Here is a 19,358-nt window from a genome sequence, read left to right as displayed (position 1 = left end):
CGTATTTCTGGATTGGCTCTAATCCGAAGAATAGCGAAAAATTAACATTTGGCTTCCCCTTCAAAAATCCAATCACAGTTCAATTAAACAAAAACTGTACCGAAAAATGGAAATCCCATCAAAATATGACCCAAAAAGGGTTGAAGAACATTGGTATGCCTACTGGTCCGAGCACGATTATTTTAGCTCCAAACCAGATGAAAGGGAGCCGTACACCATAGTAATACCTCCCCCAAATGTTACTGGAGTGCTCCATATGGGGCACATGCTCAATAATACCCTACAAGATGTTCTTGTCCGTAGAGCGAGACTATTGGGGAAGAATGCCTGTTGGGTCCCGGGAATGGACCATGCATCCATAGCCACTGAGGCCAAAGTGGTTGCTAAGCTAAAGGCCGATGGCATCGACAAGTCAAAATTATCCCGTGAAGAATTTTTGAAACATGCTTGGGATTGGACCGATGAATATGGAGGCGTAATCCTTCAACAGTTGAAAAAATTGGGGGCGTCCTGTGATTGGGACCGCACCAAGTTCACCATGGACGAGGACATGTCGGCCTCCGTGATCAAGGTTTTTGTTGATCTATACAAAAAAGGACTGATTTACAGGGGATACCGAATGGTTAACTGGGACCCTGAGGCCAAGACCACTCTCTCTGATGAGGAAGTGATCTATGAAGAAAGACAGGGTAATCTATACTATTTGTCCTACGCCATTGAAGATTCTGAAGAAAAAGTGACCATTGCCACCACTCGTCCAGAGACTATTTTGGGCGATACCGCGATTTGCATCAACCCAAATGATGAAAGATACCGTCATTTGCGTGGCAAAAAGGCCATAGTGCCCATTTGCGATAGGGTGATCCCCATTATTGAGGATGAATATGTGGATATGGAATTTGGTACGGGATGCCTTAAGGTTACACCTGCGCACGACGAGAACGATAAAAATCTTGGGGATAAGCATAACCTTGAAGTGGTTGATATTTTTAATGAGGACGCTACCCTGAATTCATTCGGACTTCATTACGAAGGAAAGGACCGTTTTGTGGTTCGGAAAGAAATTTCCAAGGAGTTGGAAGAGAAGGGGTATTTGGTAAAAACCGAACAGCATATCAATAAAGTAGGCACATCGGAAAGGACCAAAGCAGTAATCGAGCCAAGACTTTCGGACCAATGGTTCCTAAAAATGGAAAATCTGGCCAAACCTGCCCTGGAAAGCGTATTTACTACAAACGACATCAAATTTTTCCCGAAAAAGTTTGAAAATACTTATCGCCATTGGATGGAAGGCATTCGTGATTGGAATATTTCACGTCAATTGTGGTGGGGTCATCAAATTCCCGCATATTATTATGGCGACGGCAAGGAGGATTTTGTGGTTGCCGAATCTCCAGAAGAAGCATTGAAACTGGCAAGAGCCATAAAACCGAACATAGAAGCAACCGACTTGCTACAAGACCGTGATGTACTGGATACTTGGTTTTCTTCTTGGTTATGGCCCATCAGTGTGTTTGGGGGAATCTTGGACCCTGACAATGAAGAAGTAAATTACTATTACCCTACCAATGATTTGGTAACGGCCCCTGATATCATATTCTTTTGGGTGGCCAGAATGATTATGGCAGGGTATGAATACAGGGGAAAACGACCTTTTGAAAATGTCTATTTTACGGGGCTTGTCAGGGATAAACAACGTAGAAAGATGTCCAAACAATTGGGTAATTCCCCCGATGCTCTTAAACTCATTGAGGATTTTGGGGCAGATGGTGTACGCGTTGGACTATTGTTGAGCTCATCGGCTGGAAATGATATCATGTTCGATGAGGCACTTTGCCAGCAAGGAGCAAATTTTGCCAATAAAATATGGAACGCCTTCCGTTTGGTAAAAGGATGGGAAGTGGCAGATATCCCGCAGCCTGAAGCGGCACAAAAGGGAATTGAGTGGTACAAGGCCAAGTTCAATCAAACTTTGGTGGAAATAGAAGACCATTTCTCCAAATACCGTATTTCCGATGCTTTAATGGCCACATATAAATTGGTATGGGACGATTTCTGCTCTTGGTTGTTGGAAATTGTGAAACCTGAGTATCAAAAGCCCATCGACCAAAAAACGTATGATGAGGTATTGGGTCTTTTTGAAGAAAACTTGAAATTGTTGCATCCATTCATGCCGTTCTTAACGGAAGAAGTCTGGCAGCATATCGCCGAGCGGACACCAGAGGATGCCTTGATTGTGGCCAAGTGGCCAGAAGCCAAAGAAGTGAATTCAGCCTTGATAGCGGATTTTGAATTTGCCTCTGAAGTGATTTCGGGAATACGGACCATCAGAAAGGAAAAAAACATCCCTCAAAAGGATGCATTGGAACTCTTTATGCTGAATGCCGAAGGGATGGGAACGCAGATGGATGCCATTATCCTGAAATTAGGAAACCTCTCAAAGATGGAGTCGGTCGGTGCCAGTTTGGACGGAGCCCTTACTTTCAGGGTAAAAAGTAACGAATACTTTATTCCGATAAGTGGTGCTATTGATGTTGAAGCTGAAATTGCCAAGATTACAGAAGAACTCAATTATACCAAAGGATTTTTAAAATCTGTGGAAAAGAAGTTGAGCAATGAACGTTTTGTGAACAATGCACCGGAAAAAGTAGTGGCTATGGAGCGTAAAAAAGCCGCCGATGCCGAGGCAAAAATCGAAACTTTGGAAAAGAGTTTGGCGAGTTTGCAATAACCAAGAAATACATGGTATGTTGATTTTGAAAAGGGAAGTGCGCTTCCCTTTTCTTTTTATTTTTCATACTTTGGAAGGCATAATAACCAATTGACTTTAAAACCAATGAAAAACCTCGATAGAAGAAGTTTTATCCAAAAAACTTCGTTGACCGCAGCTGCAGTTTCCATAGCCCCAACCTATTTAAAAGCCAATTCTGAAAGACCTTTTTCTTCGACTTATATGGGCGGATATTCGGCTCCCAAATTGGAAAAGGTTCGTGCTGCATTCGTGGGAGTAGGTGCCAGGGGAGGAACCCATGCCAAGTTCTTCGCCGCTTTGGAAGGGACCGAAGTGGTTGCCATCTGTGATCTTTATGAGGATTTGGTAAAAGAAAAGACCCAATGGGTAAAGGATGCCACGGGGGATAATCGACATAAAAACATCGCCCAATATTGGGGAGACGAAGATAAATGGCGGACCATGCTAAAGGAAGTAAGGCCCGATGTGGTGTTCATTGCCACCAACTGGGCCAATCATGCACCGATGGCCATTGGTGCCATGGAGCATGGGGCGCATGCGTTTGTCGAGGTGCCCATGGCCACCACCATTCAGGATATGTGGGATATTGTGGATGCCAGTGAGCGCACCCAAAAGCATTGCATGATGTTGGAAAATGTCAACTACAGTCGAGATGAATTGATGTTTCTCAATATGTGCCGACAAGGTGTGATTGGGGAAATCTTGCATGGTGAAGCAGCCTATATCCACGAATTGCGCTGGCAAATGGAAGAGCAGGAGCGAGGTACGGGCTCTTGGCGGACATACCACTATGCCAACCGTAACGGAAACCTGTACCCCACCCATGGTTTGGGACCCGTGGCCCAATACATGAAATTGGCAAGACGGGAGGATACTTTTGGTAGCTTGGTTTCTTTTTCCACACCAGCAAGAGGGAGGGCGTTATATGCCGAGAAAAATTATCCTGCGGATCATAAATGGAACCAACTCGATTTTAAAGGTGGGGATTTGAATACATCGATTATTAAAACCACCATGGGCAAGACCATAATGGTACAATGGGATGAAACAAGCCCACGACCCTATTCCCGATTGAATTTGGTACAAGGAACCAAAGGCACACTGGCTGGATTTCCTACGCGGGTTGCTTTGGAGGGGGGTGTTTTGGGCATTACCAAGAACCACCACTCTTGGGTGCAAGGAGAACAGCTCGAAAAATTGTACGAAAAATATGATCATCCCCTCTATAAACGACTGAATGAAGCAGCTAAAGGCAGTGGACATGGAGGTATGGACGGAATCATGGTGTACCGCATTGTGGAATGCCTGCAAAAAGGCTTGCCGTTGGACCAAAATGTTTATGAAGGATGTTTGTGGAGCGCTGTTTCCCCATTGAGTGAACGTTCCGTGGCCAGTGGCGGTGCACCACAACCTTTTCCCGATTTTACCCGAGGCAATTGGAAGGATACCGAACCGTTGCAAATTGTAAGCTAAGTAGACCGGACCAATGATTGAAATAAAAGTACCCGCCCGAATCTGTTTTTACGGCGACCATCAGGATTATTTGGAACTGCCCGTTATCGCGGGAACCATTGACCGATACATCAATATAAAAGCAAGTCCCAATACCGATAATGCATACCTTTTAAAGTTGTTGGACCTCGAAGTGGAAACCTCCATTGCACTGGATGATGATTTGATCCGGATTCAAGCCGATGATTACTTTAGATCGGTAATGGCTGTATTAAAAAGGCAAGGTTTTCAGTTTGATCAAGGTTACTATATAGAGATTTCAGGAAACATCCCTGTGAATGCTGGGCTTTCCAGTTCCTCTGCGTTAGTGGTGGCTTGGATTCGTTTTTTGATCGCAGCACAAGGAAAATCCGAAGAAATCAGTGATCATCAAATTGGGAGATGGGCCTATGAGGCAGAAGTGTTGTTCTTTGATCAGCCTGGAGGTTTAATGGATCAGTATACCATTGCACAAAAGGGATTGATCTATATTGATACCCAGAGTGGAGAAACTACCCGCCTCAGTGCCAATTTGGGAAAGTTGCTGGTGGCGGAGTCCGGCGTGCCCAAAAAAACCTTGGAAGTATTGAAAAATGCTAGGGTGTATGCACAAAAGGCTGTGGCTGCTGTTAAAAACGTTTATCCGGAATTTGATTTGGAGCATGCCGTCTTGGAGGATTATCAAAAATATGTCAATCTAGTGCCCAAGGAGCTTCAAGGATATTGGTACGCCACTATTTATAACTATCACATCACATTGGAAGCAAAAAAAGAATTGTTGAATCCAAATCCGAACATCCAACTTTTGGGGGATTTAATGAACCAGCACCAAATCATTCTCCAAAATGAAATCAAAAATACACCTTTGGAAATGGTGGGGATGATGGATGCTGCCCGTGATGCTGGCGCTTTAGGAGCAAAAATCATCGGTTCTGGAGGTGGTGGCTGTATGGTGGCCATGATAACGGAGGATATGGAGAATAACGTGAAACAGGCATTTTTGGACAAGGGCGCCAAGGCAGTCTACTCAGTGGAATTAATAAGTTGATTACAATGGAGAATACGAGTTTGATTATTATGGTAGGTGGCGCATCATCACGAATGAAGCGTAGTTTAAAAGCTAGGGAGGACCAAAAAGGGATCATGGACAACATTCCCCACAAAAGTTTGATTCCTGTAGGGGAAAATAGCAGGCCTTTCTTGTACTATTTGGTCCAGAATGCAGTGGAAGCGGGATATACCAAACTGTATTTGATTACAAGCCCAGAGAATGGAGCCTTTCAAAATTTGAAAGAGCAAGGCGGTCTTCCGAAGGGACTGGAGGTTTTTTTGGCCGTACAATCCGTGCCAGCGGGAAGAACAAAACCATTGGGCACTGCCGATGCCCTTCAGCAATGTTTGGACCAATACCCTGAATTGAAGCAGACCACGTTTACGGTTTGCAATGGGGATAATCTTTATTCCGTTGGTGCTTTGAAAGATTTAAGGGAAGATAGAAAAGCTCCCCATGCTTTGATCAGTTACGGCAGTTCAGGTTTTGATTACACCGAGGAGCGCATTGCCAAGTTTGCCGTGATGGATATTTCTTCGGATGGTTTTTTACAGCAAATCATAGAAAAACCCAATGTGGAGGATGTTCCAAAGTATAGGGATGAGTCTGGGGAACTGCGGGTAAGTATGAACATTTTTAGTTTTTCGGGCAAAGAAATCTATCCCTATTTAAAAAACTGTCCCATTGACCCTGTACGCGATGAAAAGGAGTTGCCCAAGGCCGTAGCTGTTTTGGTTGGCGAGGAATCCCAAAGCGTCCTTTGTATACCCCGCTCCGAGCACATTCCCGATTTAACGGATGCAAATGATATTCAATTATTTAAAAATTTAGAGTAACTTAAAGGCATGTAATCCCATACTTGCATCGAGCAAACTTTAAATTTTTGAAATGGAATCGTATGCAACGGCATTATTATATGCCACACCATTTTTTATTGGCTTGGTATTGATTGAGGTTCTTTACGGCCGATTTGTGAAAGATCAGAAACACAACCTCATGGATACCGTGAGCAGTCTTAGCTCCGGTTTGACCAATGTGGTCAAGGATTCGTTGGGATTGGTACTTATTCTGGTAAGCTATCCCTTTTTATTGGAGCATTTGGCGTTATTGGAAATCAAAGCTACGTGGTTGGTTTGGGTAGTGGCCTTTATAGCTTTGGATTTTGCTGGCTATTGGAACCACAGGTTGAGCCATCACATTAATTTTTTTTGGAACCAGCACGTGATTCATCATAGCAGTGAAGAATTCAATTTGGCATGTGCACTTCGCCAGCCTATTTCCAACTTATTGGGATATTACGCACTTTTGCTGATTCCAGCCGCCCTGTTGGGGGTTCCCAATCAAGTGATAGCGATATTGGCGCCCATCCATTTGTTTGCCCAATTTTGGTACCATACCCAGCATATTGGAAAAATGGGCTTTTTGGAGTACGTGATAGTGACCCCTTCTCAGCATCGGGTCCACCATGCCATTAACCCGGAGTACATTGATAAAAACCTTGGACAGATATTCTGTGTTTGGGACAGAATGTTTGGAACTTTTCAGGAGGAGTTGGAAGAGGTGCCCCCACAATACGGTGTATTGAAACCTGCCAATACCTGGAACCCCATAATCATCAATTTTCAGCATTTATGGCGATTGACTCAAGATGCATGGCGTACCAAAAGTTATTGGGACAAATTACGGATTTGGTTTATGCCAACGGGTTGGCGGCCCAAGGATGTGAAGGAAAAATATCCTGTTGCCATCATAGAGAATGTCTACAATTTTAGAAAGTACCAGCCTGAGGCCTCCAATTCGTTAAAGGGCTATGCACTGTTCCAATTGATTGCCACTACGGTTTTAATGCTCTTTATGTTCTACAATTATTCGAACATTGGATTTGATGGACTTTTACTCTTCGGTGCTTTTATTTTTGTGGGTATTTATGGCTACACCACTCTTATGGACCGCAAGAGCTATGCAGTTTGGATTGAAGTGGTTCGAGGAGTGGGTGGATTGGCACTGATTTATTTTACCAATGATTGGTTTGGAATCAATACATACTTTTCGATAGGAAGCTATCTAGTGGCCCTATATTTTTTGGTAACGATTTTCGGGGCTATCTACTTTACGTATTTTGAGAAGTCATTCGCGACCCCGGATTTGGTTTCTTAGAGCGATTTAAGTTCTTTTTCCACCAATTCCACATATTTTTCCATGGCTTCCTCCACGCTTATTCTTTTGGCTTGAAAAAGGGCATTTGCCTTGAATGCATTGATGAGTGGTGTCCTACTGCCAGGATTGTCAAAGTTTTTGTTGGCAATCTTAAAATAGGCGTACAACTTTAACAGAAGGTCTGCGGGTAGGGGATCCGTGTAATCGTTAACAAAGTTAACGGCATCATTGAACCTTTTATGTAATTCTTCGTTAATCATCCAACGGTCTTACGGAAGCAATGCAAGTGCGTGCCCCAACTACTTTTTGATTGAGTTTTACAGTGATGTCACAGTCAAGCGGCAACAATAGATCCACACGCGATCCAAATTTTATAAAACCAGCATCCTCCCCTTGGGTTACTTGTTCGCCTTCTTCGGCATAGTTTACGATTCTACGTGCCATGGCCCCAGCTATTTGCCGGTAACCGATTTCCCCAAATTTTGGGGTGTGCAGGATTATCGTGGTGCGTTCATTCTCGGTACTGGATTTTGGGTGCCAGGCCACCAGATATTTTCCTGGATGGTATTTGGAATAGGTTACCGTGCCGCTGGCAGGGTATCGGGTCACGTGTACATTGGTAGGTGACATGAATATGGATACCTGCTTTCTTTTCTCCTTGAAGTATTCGGGCTCGTCAACTTCCTCAATGACCACTACTTTGCCATCAACGGGAGCCAATATTTCATCAAAATTGGGTGTGACCAATCGCTTTGGATTCCTGAAAAACTGCAATATGGCTATCAAAAGCAATAAAGCGGCAATTTGAACCGCAAACCGAATCCATTCGATATCAATCAAGTACTGTGCGGCCAAAACGGCTGCTACCACAATAAAAAAAGTGGTAATGATAATTTTTTGCCCCTCTTTATGAAACATAGGAGAATATAGTTAAAATCAAATAAGCAAAAGGCGCAGCAAAAACCAAACTATCCAATCGGTCCCAAATTCCGCCATGTCCAGGCAAGATAGCTCCGCTATCCTTAACTCCTGCCATACGCTTGAATTTTGATTCCAATAAATCGCCCAAACTCCCTGCAACCACTATTAAACAGGCCATTGCCATCCACTCCGTTACCGTGAGCCTTGTTTCGTACCACGATAAAAAATAGGCGGCTATCAATGCAAAAATAAGACCTCCTACGGAACCTTCAATGGTTTTTTTTGGTGAAACTGCAGGAAATAGTTTCGTGCGTCCCAAAGTTCTTCCCACCAAGTAGGCAAACGTATCATTGACCCATATCAAAATAAATATGCCCATAATCAAAAACTGGGCGAATTCATCGATTTTGTAGGGAATCATGGTCAAGAAAATGCATCCCCCCCCAATATAAAAGAGTCCAATGAAAAATTTCTGAAAGCTTGTAAAATTCCCGGGTTTTTTGGAAAACAGGAACATGAGCAATGCGATGTCCACCGTTATGGTCAACAGCATCAGTAGATTTACCACTATAGTGTCGTTGGTCAGGTAAATAAAAATCCACCACAATGCCAAATAGGCCACAAAGATGTAATAGCCTTTGAGCCTTACGATTCTTTTGAACTCATACAAACATGCCAGTCCAAATGCCATGAACAGGAAATCGAAAGCATCCGAACTTAAAAATACAGCGCCTAGGAGTAGTAATACATAAATCACCCCTGTTATGGAGCGTCTTAAAATTTCTCTCATGTATTTAGAAATCTTCTAGGAGTAAAAGATATACATTTTTTGAGGCACTTCCGTAGGAAAGGAAGTCATCCTTGTTTTCGGCCGTTTGTTGAAAGTGCTTTAGTGTGGTAATGTTGTTGGGAATATCTTTTTGATAGCGTTCTTTAATGATTTTGAGTGCTTCGCTTATGGAATCCACTAGCTGACTCGTAGTGGCGAAAACCACCAAGTTGGAAGGTAGTTCGTTCAACTTCTTTTCCTTGATTTGATTGGAGCAGACCAAAATGGAACCGTTGTGTGCAACAAGGTGCTCACAGGTGGTAAAGAAAATTTCGCTTTCGTCGCGGTTATTGGTAAAGTCAATTTTCTCAGAAGCAAAACGGGTTTCCAACCTTGGGTCCATGGAATAGAAAAGATGGTTTTGCCAATCATTTTCCGAAATAATGTTTTTGAGTGCTTCGGAAACCTCTGCAAAATCTTCACAGTAGATAAACTTGCCACCATTTTTTTTGAAGTAGATGGTAAATTTCTCATCTACGGGAATTTTTAAATCGGGCATGTGGTCACCACGGGTTTCCGCGGTTTCCTTGGAAACCTTTTTTCCTCCTCCGAAAAGTTTTTTAAAAACTCCCATTTATGGTATCGCGTTCTTTTCTACTGAATCAATACAATTCTTTTGATTGGACTTTGCTAAATGATTTTATTCGGCAGGCTCTAGCTTCTCCTCTTCTTTTTCGAAAGGTCTTTGGCCAAAAATCTTCTCCAAATCGTCTTTAAAGATAACTTCTTTGTCCAAAAGTCTTTCGGCAAGTTCGGTAAGCTTGTCCTTGTTTTCTTCCAAAAGTTTAATGGCCCTTTCGTATTGCTTTTCAATCATTTTGGATATTTCCTGATCGATTTTCTGGGCAGTCTCTTCACTGTATGGTTTAGTAAACCCATACTCGTTCTGTCCTGAGGAATCGTAGTAGGTAATATTACCCAATTCATCATTAAGTCCGTATATGGTGACCATGGCACGAGCTTGTTTGGTTACTTTTTCCAAATCGCTCAATGCTCCAGTGGAAATCTTACCGAAAATTACCTTTTCTGCTGCTCTACCTCCCATAGTGGCGCACATTTCATCCAACATTTGTTCCGGACGGACGATTAAACGCTCCTCTGGTAAATACCATGCAGCTCCCAGGGATTGTCCCCTTGGTACAATGGTCACTTTAACCAGTGGTGCGGCATGCTCCAACATCCAGCTTACGGTTGCGTGTCCCGCTTCGTGGAAAGCGATGGTCTTCTTTTCATCTGGTGTGATGATTTTGTTTTTCTTTTCCAATCCCCCAACGATTCTGTCCACGGCATCCAAGAAATCTTGTTTGGTCACTGCTTTCTTCTCTTTACGTGCAGCGATCAATGCGGCTTCGTTACAGACATTGGCAATATCGGCTCCAGAGAAACCAGGGGTTTGCTTGGCCAAAAAGTCCAAGTCCAATGTTTCCGCGGTTTTTATGGGACGAAGGTGTACTTCGAATATTTGCTTTCTTTCGTTAAGGTCGGGAAGGTCAACATAGATTTGGCGGTCAAAACGTCCTGCACGCATCAATGCCTTGTCCAGTACATCTGCACGGTTGGTGGCAGCCAATACGATTACGTTGGTATTGGTGCCGAAACCATCCATTTCCGTCAATAGCTGGTTCAATGTGTTTTCACGCTCATCATTGGAGCCTGTAAAGTTATTTTTGCCCCTTGCACGTCCAATGGCGTCGATTTCATCGATGAATATGATAGCTGGGGATTTGTCCTTCGCTTGTTTGAACAAATCACGGACCCTTGATGCTCCCACACCCACGAACATTTCAACAAAGTCGGAACCTGAGAGGGAGAAGAAAGGTACTTTTGCCTCGCCCGCTACTGCTTTTGCCAAGAGGGTCTTACCTGTACCTGGAGGGCCTACCAAAAGGGCTCCCTTGGGTATTTTACCTCCGAGAGAGGTGTATTTGTCCGGGTTTTTCAAGAACTCTACAATCTCCTGAACTTCTTCTTTGGCTCCTTCCAAACCTGCAACATCTTTAAAAGATGTACGGGTATCGGTCTTTTCGTCAAACAATTTGGCCTTGGATTTTCCAATGTTGAAAATCTGTCCGCCTGCACCGCCTCCTGCACCGCCTGACATTCTACGCATCAGGTAGATCCAAATACCTATTATGAGGGCAAATGGCAACAGGGTAAGGAATATTTCGCCGAGGACGTTGGATTCCGTGTCAAACTCGACAATGGTGTCTAGGTTGTTCTCTTTCTTGATTTCCGTTATCTCATTCTGGAAAATCTGCAAATCCCCGTAATCCAGCACATATTGCGGTACTAGACCAGTGGATGGGAACAAAGGTTTTTCGGCCACTCCTTTGTGGACGTCCTTGTTCAGGGCTTCCTCGGTAAGATATACCTTGGCTTGGCGCGTATTGGTAATGATGACGATTTTGGAGATGTCACCATTGCGCAAAAATTCCTGTAATTCGGAGGTTGTGGTTTTTTCAGTGCTGGAAAAACTGCTTCCACCAAAAAATTGGAAGCCGATGATCAAAGCGATGACCACACCATAAATCCACCACGAGCTAAAACGTGGCTTCTTCGGAGTATTATTATTTGGGTTGTTTTCTTTTGCCATTTTTTCTTAAGAATTGTAACTACTTTCCACCATAGTGACCTTGGCATCTCCCCAAAGTCCTTCAATGTCATAAAATTCCCTAATGTGTTTTTGAAATACATGCACCACAACGTTCACATAATCCATCAGTACCCATTCGGCGTTCTCGGAGCCTTCGACATGCCATGGCTTGTCGTGTATGGCCTTGCTTACCTTTTTTTGGATAGAGGATACAATTGCGTTTACATGTGTGTTGGAAGTACCGTTGCAGATGATAAAATAGTCGCAAACTGTATTTTCGATTTCCCTAAGGTCCAGTAGATTTATATCAACTCCTTTAACGTCTTCTATTCCTTCCAGGATCAAGGCAATCAATTCATCTGCGCTAGCTTTCGTTTTCTGCATTCAAAAAGTTTAGTTTTTACAAAGTTATGTTTTTTTTGTTTTCTTAGCCCTAGTTTTTAACAAATCGTAAAGGCTTGTCACATTGGGAAAACATTTTCAATTACTCAAACTTGATGCCACGGATTCCACAAATTCATATTTGAAGGATTTGTTGCGTTCCGAAAATCCATCTGACTATACTGTTGTTGTTGCTGAAAGACAATTAAAAGGAAGGGGGCAAATGGGAATGGTTTGGCAATCGGAAGGCGGTAAGAACCTTACATTTAGTATGTTGCGAAGGTTTGATGCGTTGAGTGTCAAGCATCAATTTGTATTGAACATTGCCGTTTCCATAGCAGTTTGTGATGTGTTGAATGAACTTTTGGTGCCGGATGTGGCGGTAAAATGGCCCAACGACATTATGTCAGGTTCCAAGAAAGTTTGTGGCATTTTGATTGAAAATGTGCTCAAAGGTAATAGGGTGGGGCAGTCCATTATCGGAATTGGCCTTAATGTGAACCAGACTGATTTTGCGAATTTGGACAAGGCTTCCTCTTTAAAACGAATTACAGGACGAAATTTTAATTTGGATGAACTGCTCCATAGCTTACTGGAGCGTATGAGGTTCCACTTGGATGGCATTGAGGTAAAAACCGTTACACAATTGTTGCCTTCCTACGAGAAACTACTTTTCAGAAAGGACAAGCCTTCCACTTTTACCAATGACAAAGGTGGATTGTTCATGGGCTATATCCGTAAAGTATCGCCGTCGGGCAAACTGGTGCTCGAACTGGAAGATAGGATATTTAAAGAATTTGACCTAAAAGAGGTAAGCTTGCTTTACTGACCTATTTTGTCCATGTTGTTGGACAGCGTTCCCATAAAGTTGGTAATCGGTGCTTTGATCATCATGGCCATCATGGCATTGAACTCTCCTTCAAAACTCAATGCAACTTCGCTTTCGTTTTCTCCCAGCGTGTTTATGTCCGCAGTCAATGTAAAGGGGAGTTTGTCACTGGCGGCGCCCAAAACCACTTTGTCATGTGGGTTTTGTTCTTTCAATCGGAGTACAATTTCAGGCATGCCTTTCAATGCAAACTTAAAGGTGTTTTCGTCCAATACTTCAAATTTGTCAATGTTGTCAGGCATTAGTGTTTCAAAGTTTTTGATGTCCGTTAAGAACTCAAATACTTCTTTGTCGCTTTTAGCTACTTGTTTTTTTGGGGTTTCAATGTGCATGGTAAACTATTGTTTCTTCCATTCTTGTGGATTGGATCTCCACTCCAATAGGGTCTGTAATTGATTTTGTTGGATGTAATTGGTCTCCGAGGCTTGTTCGATCAGGTTTTCGTAATCGGACAGTGTATGGAGTTCCACTCCTTCTTTCTCGAAATTTTCTGTGGATACGGGAAAGCCGTAGGTAAAAATGGCGATCATCCCCTTAATATCGGCATTTTGTTCTTTCAAGGCCTGCACGGCATTCAAACTGCTGTTGCCCGTACTGATGAGGTCTTCGATGACCACTACGCTCTGTCCAGCTTCAAAATAGCCTTCAATCTGGTTTTGTCTTCCATGCTCTTTTGGTTTTGGCCTTACATAAACAAAGGGGAGTCCCAGTGCTTCGGCGACCAGAATACCGATTCCGATGGCGCCGGTGGCCACCCCTGCAATTACATCGGGCTTACCATAGAGGTTCTCGACCTGTTTGGCAATTTCTTCCCTGACAAAATTTCGTACTTGGGGGTAAGAGAGCATGATCCTATTATCGCAATAAATAGGCGATTTCCAACCCGAAGCCCAAGTAAAAGGATTTTCAGGTTCCAACTTAATTGCATTAATTTGTAATAACAGCTCGGCTGTTTTTTTTGCGATTTGCTTATCTAAAACCATTGCGCAAATGTATGAAGTTTTTGTTAATGAGGCTCCACTGATTTTAACAAACGAGCGCCCCCAGGATTCCAATGGTAATTTGTTTTCTTTGGATGGTGATTCCATTGTTGAGGCTATCAAGCTTTTGTCGAAAAAGAAGCTGAAAAAGGCCTACCTGTATCATCCCGATGATGAAAAAATCCTGAAACTTTTCATGCACAAGATTCCCGTAGTGGTTGCTGGCGGTGGATTTGTGGTCAATAAAAAAGGGAAGGTCCTGTTCATTTTCAGAAATGGAAAATGGGATTTGCCCAAAGGAAAGGTGGACAAAGGCGAATCCATAGAAAATGCCGCAATTCGTGAAGTAGAGGAGGAAACGGGTGTGAAAAACCTTAAAATAGAACGATTTCTCCATACCACTTTTCACATTTTTAAAAGAAACGGTGAATACCGATTGAAGCAAACGCATTGGTTTATCATGACCACCGATTACAAAGGGAAATTGGTGGCGGAAAAATCCGAAGGCATCAAAAAAGTGAAGTGGAAAGGTGCCAGAAAGACGAAAAAGGCGTTAAAAAATTCTTACCACAACATTAAGGTTCTGTTCGAGGATTGGCCCTTTAATTAGGCAATAACCCCGAAGCGTCACTGCCTTTCGCAATGCGATAAATCGGGTAGGTAAGATAGGCCTCTTCAAAATGCTCTGAGCGTTCAAAAATCCAATTGAGCTGTGCATACCAGTTGTTGACAAAATTGAGTTCAGCTTCTTTTTTGGCTTCGAATTCCTGTAACAACAGTGAATCACTTTGCAACATTTCCAGTGCAACATCTTCAAAAACGTAAGGGGAGAAGCCTTCTTTACGCTGCAATACGGTATCAAAAAAGTTCCAGTTGAAGAAGGAATCGGCCCCTTGTGGTTCCAAGGTTTCCATAAGATATCTAATTCCTGGTTGGCGCGTAGGAACCAATAAATCCCCCTCTCTAAAATGGACCTGCTTGTTGCTTTTTGTGACTTGGGTGTTTGAGTGGAGGTAATGACCTTCGTAGGGAGCGTTTCGTGTATCGTAAGTTGCTATTTTGTATACTTCTACTAAAAGTGTGGTGTCTTCTTTGATAGGGGAATATTGAATTTTATTGACATCCAATCGCTCTATTACTTTTTTCCAACTTTTTTTGATGATATAGGCATCAGGCACCTCTACGGTATCAGCCGGATAAAAATAATCGTTGTAAACGGTTTCTTTGGTAAAAGGCTTGTCCCTGTTGTATTTCAATCTTGGTAGACCGGTAACCTCACTTGTCGGATGTTCTGCTTCAAAACCTTTAAAATTTAGAATTGAGCTTTGTGTAGTGTCCACCTGCCAGTTAAAGTAATACTCGCTTAGATCCAAGTTGTTTTCCAAGGTTCTCTTACGAAGCGATTTTATGTTGTCGTGTTCTGTTTCTACCACCTCGATAAGGCTCTGCATAAGGTCATACGTGCCTTCAACCCGCTGTTTGTAAGGTTTTAGCATGTGTGTTTCCACCATTAGGCCCAAGGTGCTCCAGAGTGTAGTGTATCCTGTGGAGTACCGGGGGTAATCCATGAATTGGCTGAACCCCTGTTCTGGAGGCCTATTGAACACATTGACATAAGGAGTGATGTCCCATTCTTTTTCAATCAATGAATTCTCAAGGCTTGGCATTAATGTATCATGCAGATATTCGCCCATTTCGCCTCCCAATTTATTGTGTTGGGTAAAAAGATGGGTCAGTACGTATTGATAATCCGCCCCGTTGCTCACATGGTTGTCTATGAACACATCGGGTTTTACCATATGGAATATCTGTGCAAACGTCTTAGCATTTTGGGTGTCCATTTTGATGAAATCCCGATTCAAGTCGTAATTGCGGGCATTTCCCCTGAATCCATATTCGGCGGGGCCATTTTGATTGGCCCGAGTTGTGGAATTCCTATTCAAGGAGCCGCCTACGTTGTAAATGGGAATGGTGACCAATACCGTGTTCTTTGGCATTTCCAGTTTGCCGGTGGCCAAATCCCTGTAAAGCATCATGGTGGCATCTATTCCATCGCTCTCACCTGGATGGATGCCATTGTTTATAAGGATGATCGATTTTTCCTTGCGGATATTTTCATAGTTAAAGTCCCCATCGGGATTAAAGGTAACGGTGTGCAACGGTAGGCCACTATCGGTTTTGCCAATGGTGTGAATGTTTATCTCTGGAAATTCACGGGCAAGGGTAATGAAGTAATCAATGGTCTGTTGATAGGTTGCCGTTTCCATTCCTTCTGATGATTCGTAACGGGTAGGGTAAGAGGATTTCTCATCTTGTGTTTCAGATTCACAGGATGCAAAAAGATAAAGGGCGGCGAAAAAAAATATGTACTTCAACACTATAATCGGGGATTTTGGTTCACAAAACACTTGTTTGGCTGTACCAAAAATACGGATTATTCTAATTTATGAAGCAGCAGTGATACAGCCAAGGTCGTTTGGCTCAATTTTAAAAATAGGTTTGTTCTTGAAGTTAAGGATGTAAGGACACCTGTCTTTGAAATCCGCCCATTTTTTGTAGTCCAACGGATCTATGGAAGATGTGATCATATTGATCACTACATGTTCGGTAATGTTCAGCTCGATCATTTCATCCAAGAAGTCCCATCCATCCATGATGGGCATATTGATGTCCAGAAAAATAACTTCTGGAATAGGTTTTCCCAAGTTTTGTCTTTCAATAAGGGCGTCATAGGCCTCTTTGCCATTTTGAAAAATTTGTATGTCCTTGCAATCTGCGACAGATTTCAACATTTTTTTGATGCCAAACACTGTAATCGGGTCATCGTCCACAATAAAAATACAACTAACTTTCTTCATTAAAATACACATTGAATGTAGTGCCTTTGTCAACTTCACTCTGCACTGTTATACTTCCGCCCATGGCTTCAATCTGGTTCTTTATCAAATAAAGACCAAAGCCTTTGGCATCTTCTCTGTTGTGGAATGTCTTGTACATCCCAAAAATTTTGTCCCCGTACCTGTCCAAATCCATTCCCAATCCGTTGTCGGAAATGCTCAACAAAACACCTTTGTCGGACTTGATGGCATTTATGGTAATTATAGGTGGTCTGCCCGGACTTTTATATTTGACCGCATTGGAAACAAGGTTTAGAATAATGCTGTCCAAGTAAGTCGGCACGCATTTCACTACCATGTCATCTGCTACGTTGTTTATGATTTGGGTATCATTGTTTTCCAAAAATGCGGAAAGGTTGTGCAATACGCCCGTAATGCTCTTTTTGAGGTTAAGTGTTTTTTTTGTTTCGGATTCCTGGGTGTTGATATCCAACACTTGGTTGAGGTTTCCCAAGGTTTCCAATAAGTTGTCCGAAGCCTGAGTCAGCATTTTGATGATACGCTTACGTTCCTCTTGGTCTTTTTCGGAGTTTAAGAATCCTAAAAGCATGGAAAAATTAGCGGAGTGAGATCTTAGGTTATGTGATACAATATGTGCAAAACTGATGAGTTTTTGATTTTGCATCGAAGTTATTTTAATCAAGTCACATAATTCCTCTTGCTTTTTTTTCATGGAAGTGATGTCCAAACCCATACCAATGACTCCACATACTTTCCCTTCCAAATCAAAATATGGGATTTTTGATGTTAGGAAATGGGTTGTTTTGCCATTGAGGCAGCTAACGGTCTCTTTACCTATAATCGGGGTAAGGTGTTTCATTACCTGAATGTCTTCTTCTCGGGAAATTTGAGCAATCTCCCGGTCATAAAGGTCAAAGTCAGTCTTGCCAATGAGTTCTTCAGGTTTTTTGTGTAAATAGGAGCACTCACCCTTGTTTACCAATACCTTTCTGGATTCCAAATCCTTTACATAAACATTTAAAGGGAGGCTGTCCACCAAGGTGGTAAGCAACTGTTGGTGTTCTTTTACCCTATGCTCGGCAATTACTTGATTGTGGATATCCTTGATGGTTCCAAAGATCTTGGCCACTTTACCTTCCTTGATAAAAGGTTTGCCGGTTATGCGAACCCATCTTTCCTCGCCATTGAAGGTCACTATCATAACCTTGGTGTCGTAGGATTGATAATCCGTTATAGCCTTGTGAAACAGCATGGATACTTTGTTTTGGCTATATCCGGACTTATAAAATTCTATCGCCTCGATTACAGTGGGCTCATAGCAGTCGGGAACTTGATGGATTCTTTTGGTTTCCTTGCACCACGTAAGCTTCTCGGTGTCTATTTCATATTCCCACCAACCTGTTTTGGATACCTCCATTTTGGTTTCCATGATGTTTTTCAACCAGTTGAGTTCCTCTTCTTTTTCAACTTCGGAAGTAATGTCATCGGTTTGGACAATGGTTCCGATAACATTCTCTTTTTCGTCGAACCAGGGGGCGAAATAACTTTTTAAATGACGGGTCTCGTTGTTGAGGGAGATTTCATGCCGTAGGTTGAACGATTTGGCTTCCTGTAGTTTTTCTATTAGATCTTCTACCTCTGGGAGCAAACTGAAAATTTGGGTCTTTTGTTTTTTGTTGATGGGAGGTAGTCCGAAGATTTCCAGCCAAGAACAAGAAGCATCCAATAGATTGCCTTCCTTGCAAAGAAGTGCCGTTGCTTTTGGCAACTGCTTCAGTAAATAAAATTGGTCAACTCTTTCAACTGCTTTCAAACCTTGGGGGAATATTTAAAAAGTTCTACCTCTAAGAAATTTCTGACCAAAGTATGGTTATTAGGTAATTTGCCAACTTTAATGTTGTGAAAACACTTATTAGTGTTGCGTCTAATGGTTTATGCTATGTTTGACAAATATCAATTTCAGAGAAATTACTTACATTGTGTTTTTGGCCCAATGTATTTTATTTGACCACAACAGTCTCTGGTACCAAACCTGTATAGTCCCCACCATTTCTAATAACATCCCGAACAATGGAAGAACTGATATAGGATTTGCCAGAAGAGGTCAACAGAAATACAGTTTCAATTTCGGAGAGCTTTCTGTTGGTATGGGCAATGGCTTTTTCGAACTCAAAATCCGCAGGATTGCGCAATCCTCTCAAAATAAAATTGGCATCTATCTTTTTACAAAAATCAACCGTCATCCCTTTGTAGGTGGTCACTTTGATTTTGGGCTCGTCCTTGAAGGCTTCTTCAATGAACTTAACCCGGTCTTCCAAAGAGAACATGTATTTTTTGTCCGCATTGATTCCTATGGCAATGACCAATTCATCAAACAGGGTGACCCCTCTTTTTATAATATCGTAGTGTCCTAAAGTGAGTGGGTCAAAAGAACCGGGGAACAATGCGCGTCTCAT

Annotated in this window: 19 protein-coding genes; 7 read left to right on the top strand and 12 right to left on the bottom strand. The window is 42.4% G+C overall.

The window, feature by feature from the left end; genetic code table 11:
* Positions 1 to 106: 106 nt before the first annotated feature.
* The 5 genes from PY092_RS05235 to PY092_RS05215 all read left to right on the top strand — a co-directional run bounded on the left by PY092_RS05235 (position 107) and on the right by PY092_RS05215 (position 7,451).
* A complete protein-coding gene (locus PY092_RS05235) occupies positions 107 to 2,731 on the top strand; it encodes a valine--tRNA ligase (RefSeq protein ID WP_275614798.1) in 2,625 nt (874 codons plus the stop codon).
* 105 nt (positions 2,732 to 2,836) lie between these two features.
* Positions 2,837 to 4,225 carry a Gfo/Idh/MocA family protein gene (locus tag PY092_RS05230; RefSeq protein ID WP_275614797.1) on the top strand — a complete coding sequence of 463 codons (1,389 nt, stop codon included), beginning with the start codon at positions 2,837 to 2,839 and terminating at the stop codon, positions 4,223 to 4,225.
* Positions 4,226 to 4,238: 13 nt separating this feature from the next.
* Positions 4,239 to 5,291, top strand: coding sequence for a GHMP family kinase ATP-binding protein (locus tag PY092_RS05225; protein WP_275614796.1), 1,053 nt, complete (start codon positions 4,239 to 4,241; stop codon positions 5,289 to 5,291).
* A 5-nt stretch (positions 5,292 to 5,296) separates the two neighbouring features.
* The gene (locus tag PY092_RS05220; protein WP_275614795.1) at positions 5,297 to 6,130 is read left to right on the top strand and encodes a sugar phosphate nucleotidyltransferase; all 834 of its coding nucleotides are present in this window, start codon (positions 5,297 to 5,299) and stop codon (positions 6,128 to 6,130) included.
* Positions 6,131 to 6,182: 52 nt separating this feature from the next.
* Positions 6,183 to 7,451 carry a sterol desaturase family protein gene (locus PY092_RS05215; RefSeq protein ID WP_275614794.1) on the top strand — a complete coding sequence of 423 codons (1,269 nt, stop codon included), beginning with the start codon at positions 6,183 to 6,185 and terminating at the stop codon, positions 7,449 to 7,451.
* Here the strand turns inward: PY092_RS05215 and PY092_RS05210 are convergent.
* The 6 genes from PY092_RS05210 to rsfS form a co-directional block, all read right to left on the bottom strand.
* The gene (locus PY092_RS05210; RefSeq protein WP_275614793.1) at positions 7,448 to 7,711 is read right to left on the bottom strand and encodes an acyl-CoA-binding protein; all 264 of its coding nucleotides are present in this window, start codon (positions 7,709 to 7,711) and stop codon (positions 7,448 to 7,450) included. The genes PY092_RS05215 and PY092_RS05210 overlap by 4 nt on opposite strands.
* Positions 7,704 to 8,369 carry a phosphatidylserine decarboxylase family protein gene (locus tag PY092_RS05205; protein WP_275614792.1) on the bottom strand — a complete coding sequence of 222 codons (666 nt, stop codon included), beginning with the start codon at positions 8,367 to 8,369 and terminating at the stop codon, positions 7,704 to 7,706. The genes PY092_RS05210 and PY092_RS05205 overlap by 8 nt, the downstream gene beginning before the upstream one ends.
* Positions 8,359 to 9,162 (bottom strand): phosphatidate cytidylyltransferase, encoded by an 804-nt coding sequence (locus PY092_RS05200; protein WP_275614791.1) that lies wholly within the window; start codon positions 9,160 to 9,162, stop codon positions 8,359 to 8,361. Before PY092_RS05200 ends, PY092_RS05205 begins: the two co-directional genes overlap by 11 nt.
* Positions 9,163 to 9,166: 4 nt before the next feature.
* Entirely contained in the window at positions 9,167 to 9,775 is a 609-nt protein-coding gene (locus PY092_RS05195; protein ID WP_275614790.1) for an LUD domain-containing protein, read from the bottom strand.
* Between the two features lie 66 nt (positions 9,776 to 9,841).
* A complete protein-coding gene (gene ftsH, locus PY092_RS05190; RefSeq protein WP_275614789.1) occupies positions 9,842 to 11,794 on the bottom strand; it encodes an ATP-dependent zinc metalloprotease FtsH in 1,953 nt (650 codons plus the stop codon).
* A gap of 6 nt (positions 11,795 to 11,800) precedes the next feature.
* Positions 11,801 to 12,178 carry a ribosome silencing factor gene (gene rsfS / locus PY092_RS05185; RefSeq protein ID WP_100817468.1) on the bottom strand — a complete coding sequence of 126 codons (378 nt, stop codon included), beginning with the start codon at positions 12,176 to 12,178 and terminating at the stop codon, positions 11,801 to 11,803.
* Between the two features lie 82 nt (positions 12,179 to 12,260).
* On the opposite strand from rsfS, the gene PY092_RS05180 reads away from it, so the two are divergent.
* Positions 12,261 to 13,004: a biotin--[acetyl-CoA-carboxylase] ligase gene (locus PY092_RS05180; protein ID WP_275614788.1), complete on the top strand. Its 744-nt coding sequence runs from the start codon at positions 12,261 to 12,263 to the stop codon at positions 13,002 to 13,004.
* Here the strand turns inward: PY092_RS05180 and PY092_RS05175 are convergent.
* Both PY092_RS05175 and pyrE read right to left on the bottom strand, forming a co-directional pair.
* Positions 12,998 to 13,396: an SRPBCC family protein gene (locus tag PY092_RS05175; RefSeq protein ID WP_275614787.1), complete on the bottom strand. Its 399-nt coding sequence runs from the start codon at positions 13,394 to 13,396 to the stop codon at positions 12,998 to 13,000. The two genes, PY092_RS05180 and PY092_RS05175, sit on opposite strands and share 7 nt — an antisense overlap.
* Positions 13,397 to 13,402: 6 nt before the next feature.
* The gene (gene pyrE, locus PY092_RS05170; protein ID WP_275614786.1) at positions 13,403 to 14,047 is read right to left on the bottom strand and encodes an orotate phosphoribosyltransferase; all 645 of its coding nucleotides are present in this window, start codon (positions 14,045 to 14,047) and stop codon (positions 13,403 to 13,405) included.
* Between the two features lie 7 nt (positions 14,048 to 14,054).
* On the opposite strand from pyrE, the gene PY092_RS05165 reads away from it, so the two are divergent.
* Entirely contained in the window at positions 14,055 to 14,654 is a 600-nt protein-coding gene (locus PY092_RS05165) for an NUDIX hydrolase (protein ID WP_275614785.1), read from the top strand.
* On the opposite strand, the gene PY092_RS05160 is transcribed toward PY092_RS05165, so the two are convergent.
* The 4 genes from PY092_RS05160 to coaD all read right to left on the bottom strand — a co-directional run bounded on the left by PY092_RS05160 (position 14,647) and on the right by coaD (position 19,358).
* Entirely contained in the window at positions 14,647 to 16,419 is a 1,773-nt protein-coding gene (locus tag PY092_RS05160; protein WP_275614784.1) for a M14 family metallopeptidase, read from the bottom strand. The genes PY092_RS05165 and PY092_RS05160 overlap by 8 nt on opposite strands.
* A gap of 69 nt (positions 16,420 to 16,488) precedes the next feature.
* A complete protein-coding gene (locus PY092_RS05155) occupies positions 16,489 to 16,902 on the bottom strand; it encodes a response regulator (RefSeq protein WP_275614783.1) in 414 nt (137 codons plus the stop codon).
* The gene (locus PY092_RS05150) at positions 16,889 to 18,715 is read right to left on the bottom strand and encodes a PAS domain-containing protein (RefSeq protein WP_275614782.1); all 1,827 of its coding nucleotides are present in this window, start codon (positions 18,713 to 18,715) and stop codon (positions 16,889 to 16,891) included. Before PY092_RS05150 ends, PY092_RS05155 begins: the two co-directional genes overlap by 14 nt.
* A gap of 187 nt (positions 18,716 to 18,902) precedes the next feature.
* Positions 18,903 to 19,358 (bottom strand): pantetheine-phosphate adenylyltransferase, encoded by a 456-nt coding sequence (gene coaD, locus PY092_RS05145; protein ID WP_275614781.1) that lies wholly within the window; start codon positions 19,356 to 19,358, stop codon positions 18,903 to 18,905.

The organism is Flagellimonas yonaguniensis (genome assembly GCF_029193885.1).
GTDB lineage: Bacteria > Bacteroidota > Bacteroidia > Flavobacteriales > Flavobacteriaceae > Flagellimonas > Flagellimonas yonaguniensis.
This window is presented reverse-complemented; position numbering and strand designations above follow the sequence as displayed.

Excerpts from the sequence above, each read along its gene's own strand:
- PY092_RS05215 (WP_275614794.1), top strand. The coding sequence starts at position 6,183 with ATGGAATCGTATGCAACGGCATTATTATATGCCACACCATTTTTTATT.
- PY092_RS05220 (WP_275614795.1), top strand. The coding sequence starts at position 5,297 with ATGGAGAATACGAGTTTGATTATTATGGTAGGTGGCGCATCATCACGA.
- coaD (WP_275614781.1), bottom strand. The coding sequence starts at position 19,358 with ATGAGACGCGCATTGTTCCCCGGTTCTTTTGACCCACTCACTTTAGGA.
- pyrE (WP_275614786.1), bottom strand. The coding sequence starts at position 14,047 with ATGGTTTTAGATAAGCAAATCGCAAAAAAAACAGCCGAGCTGTTATTA.
- ftsH (WP_275614789.1), bottom strand. The coding sequence starts at position 11,794 with ATGGCAAAAGAAAACAACCCAAATAATAATACTCCGAAGAAGCCACGT.
- rsfS (WP_100817468.1), bottom strand. The coding sequence starts at position 12,178 with ATGCAGAAAACGAAAGCTAGCGCAGATGAATTGATTGCCTTGATCCTG.
- PY092_RS05175 (WP_275614787.1), bottom strand. The coding sequence starts at position 13,396 with ATGCACATTGAAACCCCAAAAAAACAAGTAGCTAAAAGCGACAAAGAA.
- PY092_RS05165 (WP_275614785.1), top strand. The coding sequence starts at position 14,055 with ATGTATGAAGTTTTTGTTAATGAGGCTCCACTGATTTTAACAAACGAG.
- PY092_RS05235 (WP_275614798.1), top strand. The coding sequence starts at position 107 with ATGGAAATCCCATCAAAATATGACCCAAAAAGGGTTGAAGAACATTGG.
- PY092_RS05210 (WP_275614793.1), bottom strand. The coding sequence starts at position 7,711 with ATGATTAACGAAGAATTACATAAAAGGTTCAATGATGCCGTTAACTTT.
- PY092_RS05155 (WP_275614783.1), bottom strand. The coding sequence starts at position 16,902 with ATGAAGAAAGTTAGTTGTATTTTTATTGTGGACGATGACCCGATTACA.
- PY092_RS05225 (WP_275614796.1), top strand. The coding sequence starts at position 4,239 with ATGATTGAAATAAAAGTACCCGCCCGAATCTGTTTTTACGGCGACCAT.
- PY092_RS05205 (WP_275614792.1), bottom strand. The coding sequence starts at position 8,369 with ATGTTTCATAAAGAGGGGCAAAAAATTATCATTACCACTTTTTTTATT.
- PY092_RS05195 (WP_275614790.1), bottom strand. The coding sequence starts at position 9,775 with ATGGGAGTTTTTAAAAAACTTTTCGGAGGAGGAAAAAAGGTTTCCAAG.
- PY092_RS05200 (WP_275614791.1), bottom strand. The coding sequence starts at position 9,162 with ATGAGAGAAATTTTAAGACGCTCCATAACAGGGGTGATTTATGTATTA.
- PY092_RS05230 (WP_275614797.1), top strand. The coding sequence starts at position 2,837 with ATGAAAAACCTCGATAGAAGAAGTTTTATCCAAAAAACTTCGTTGACC.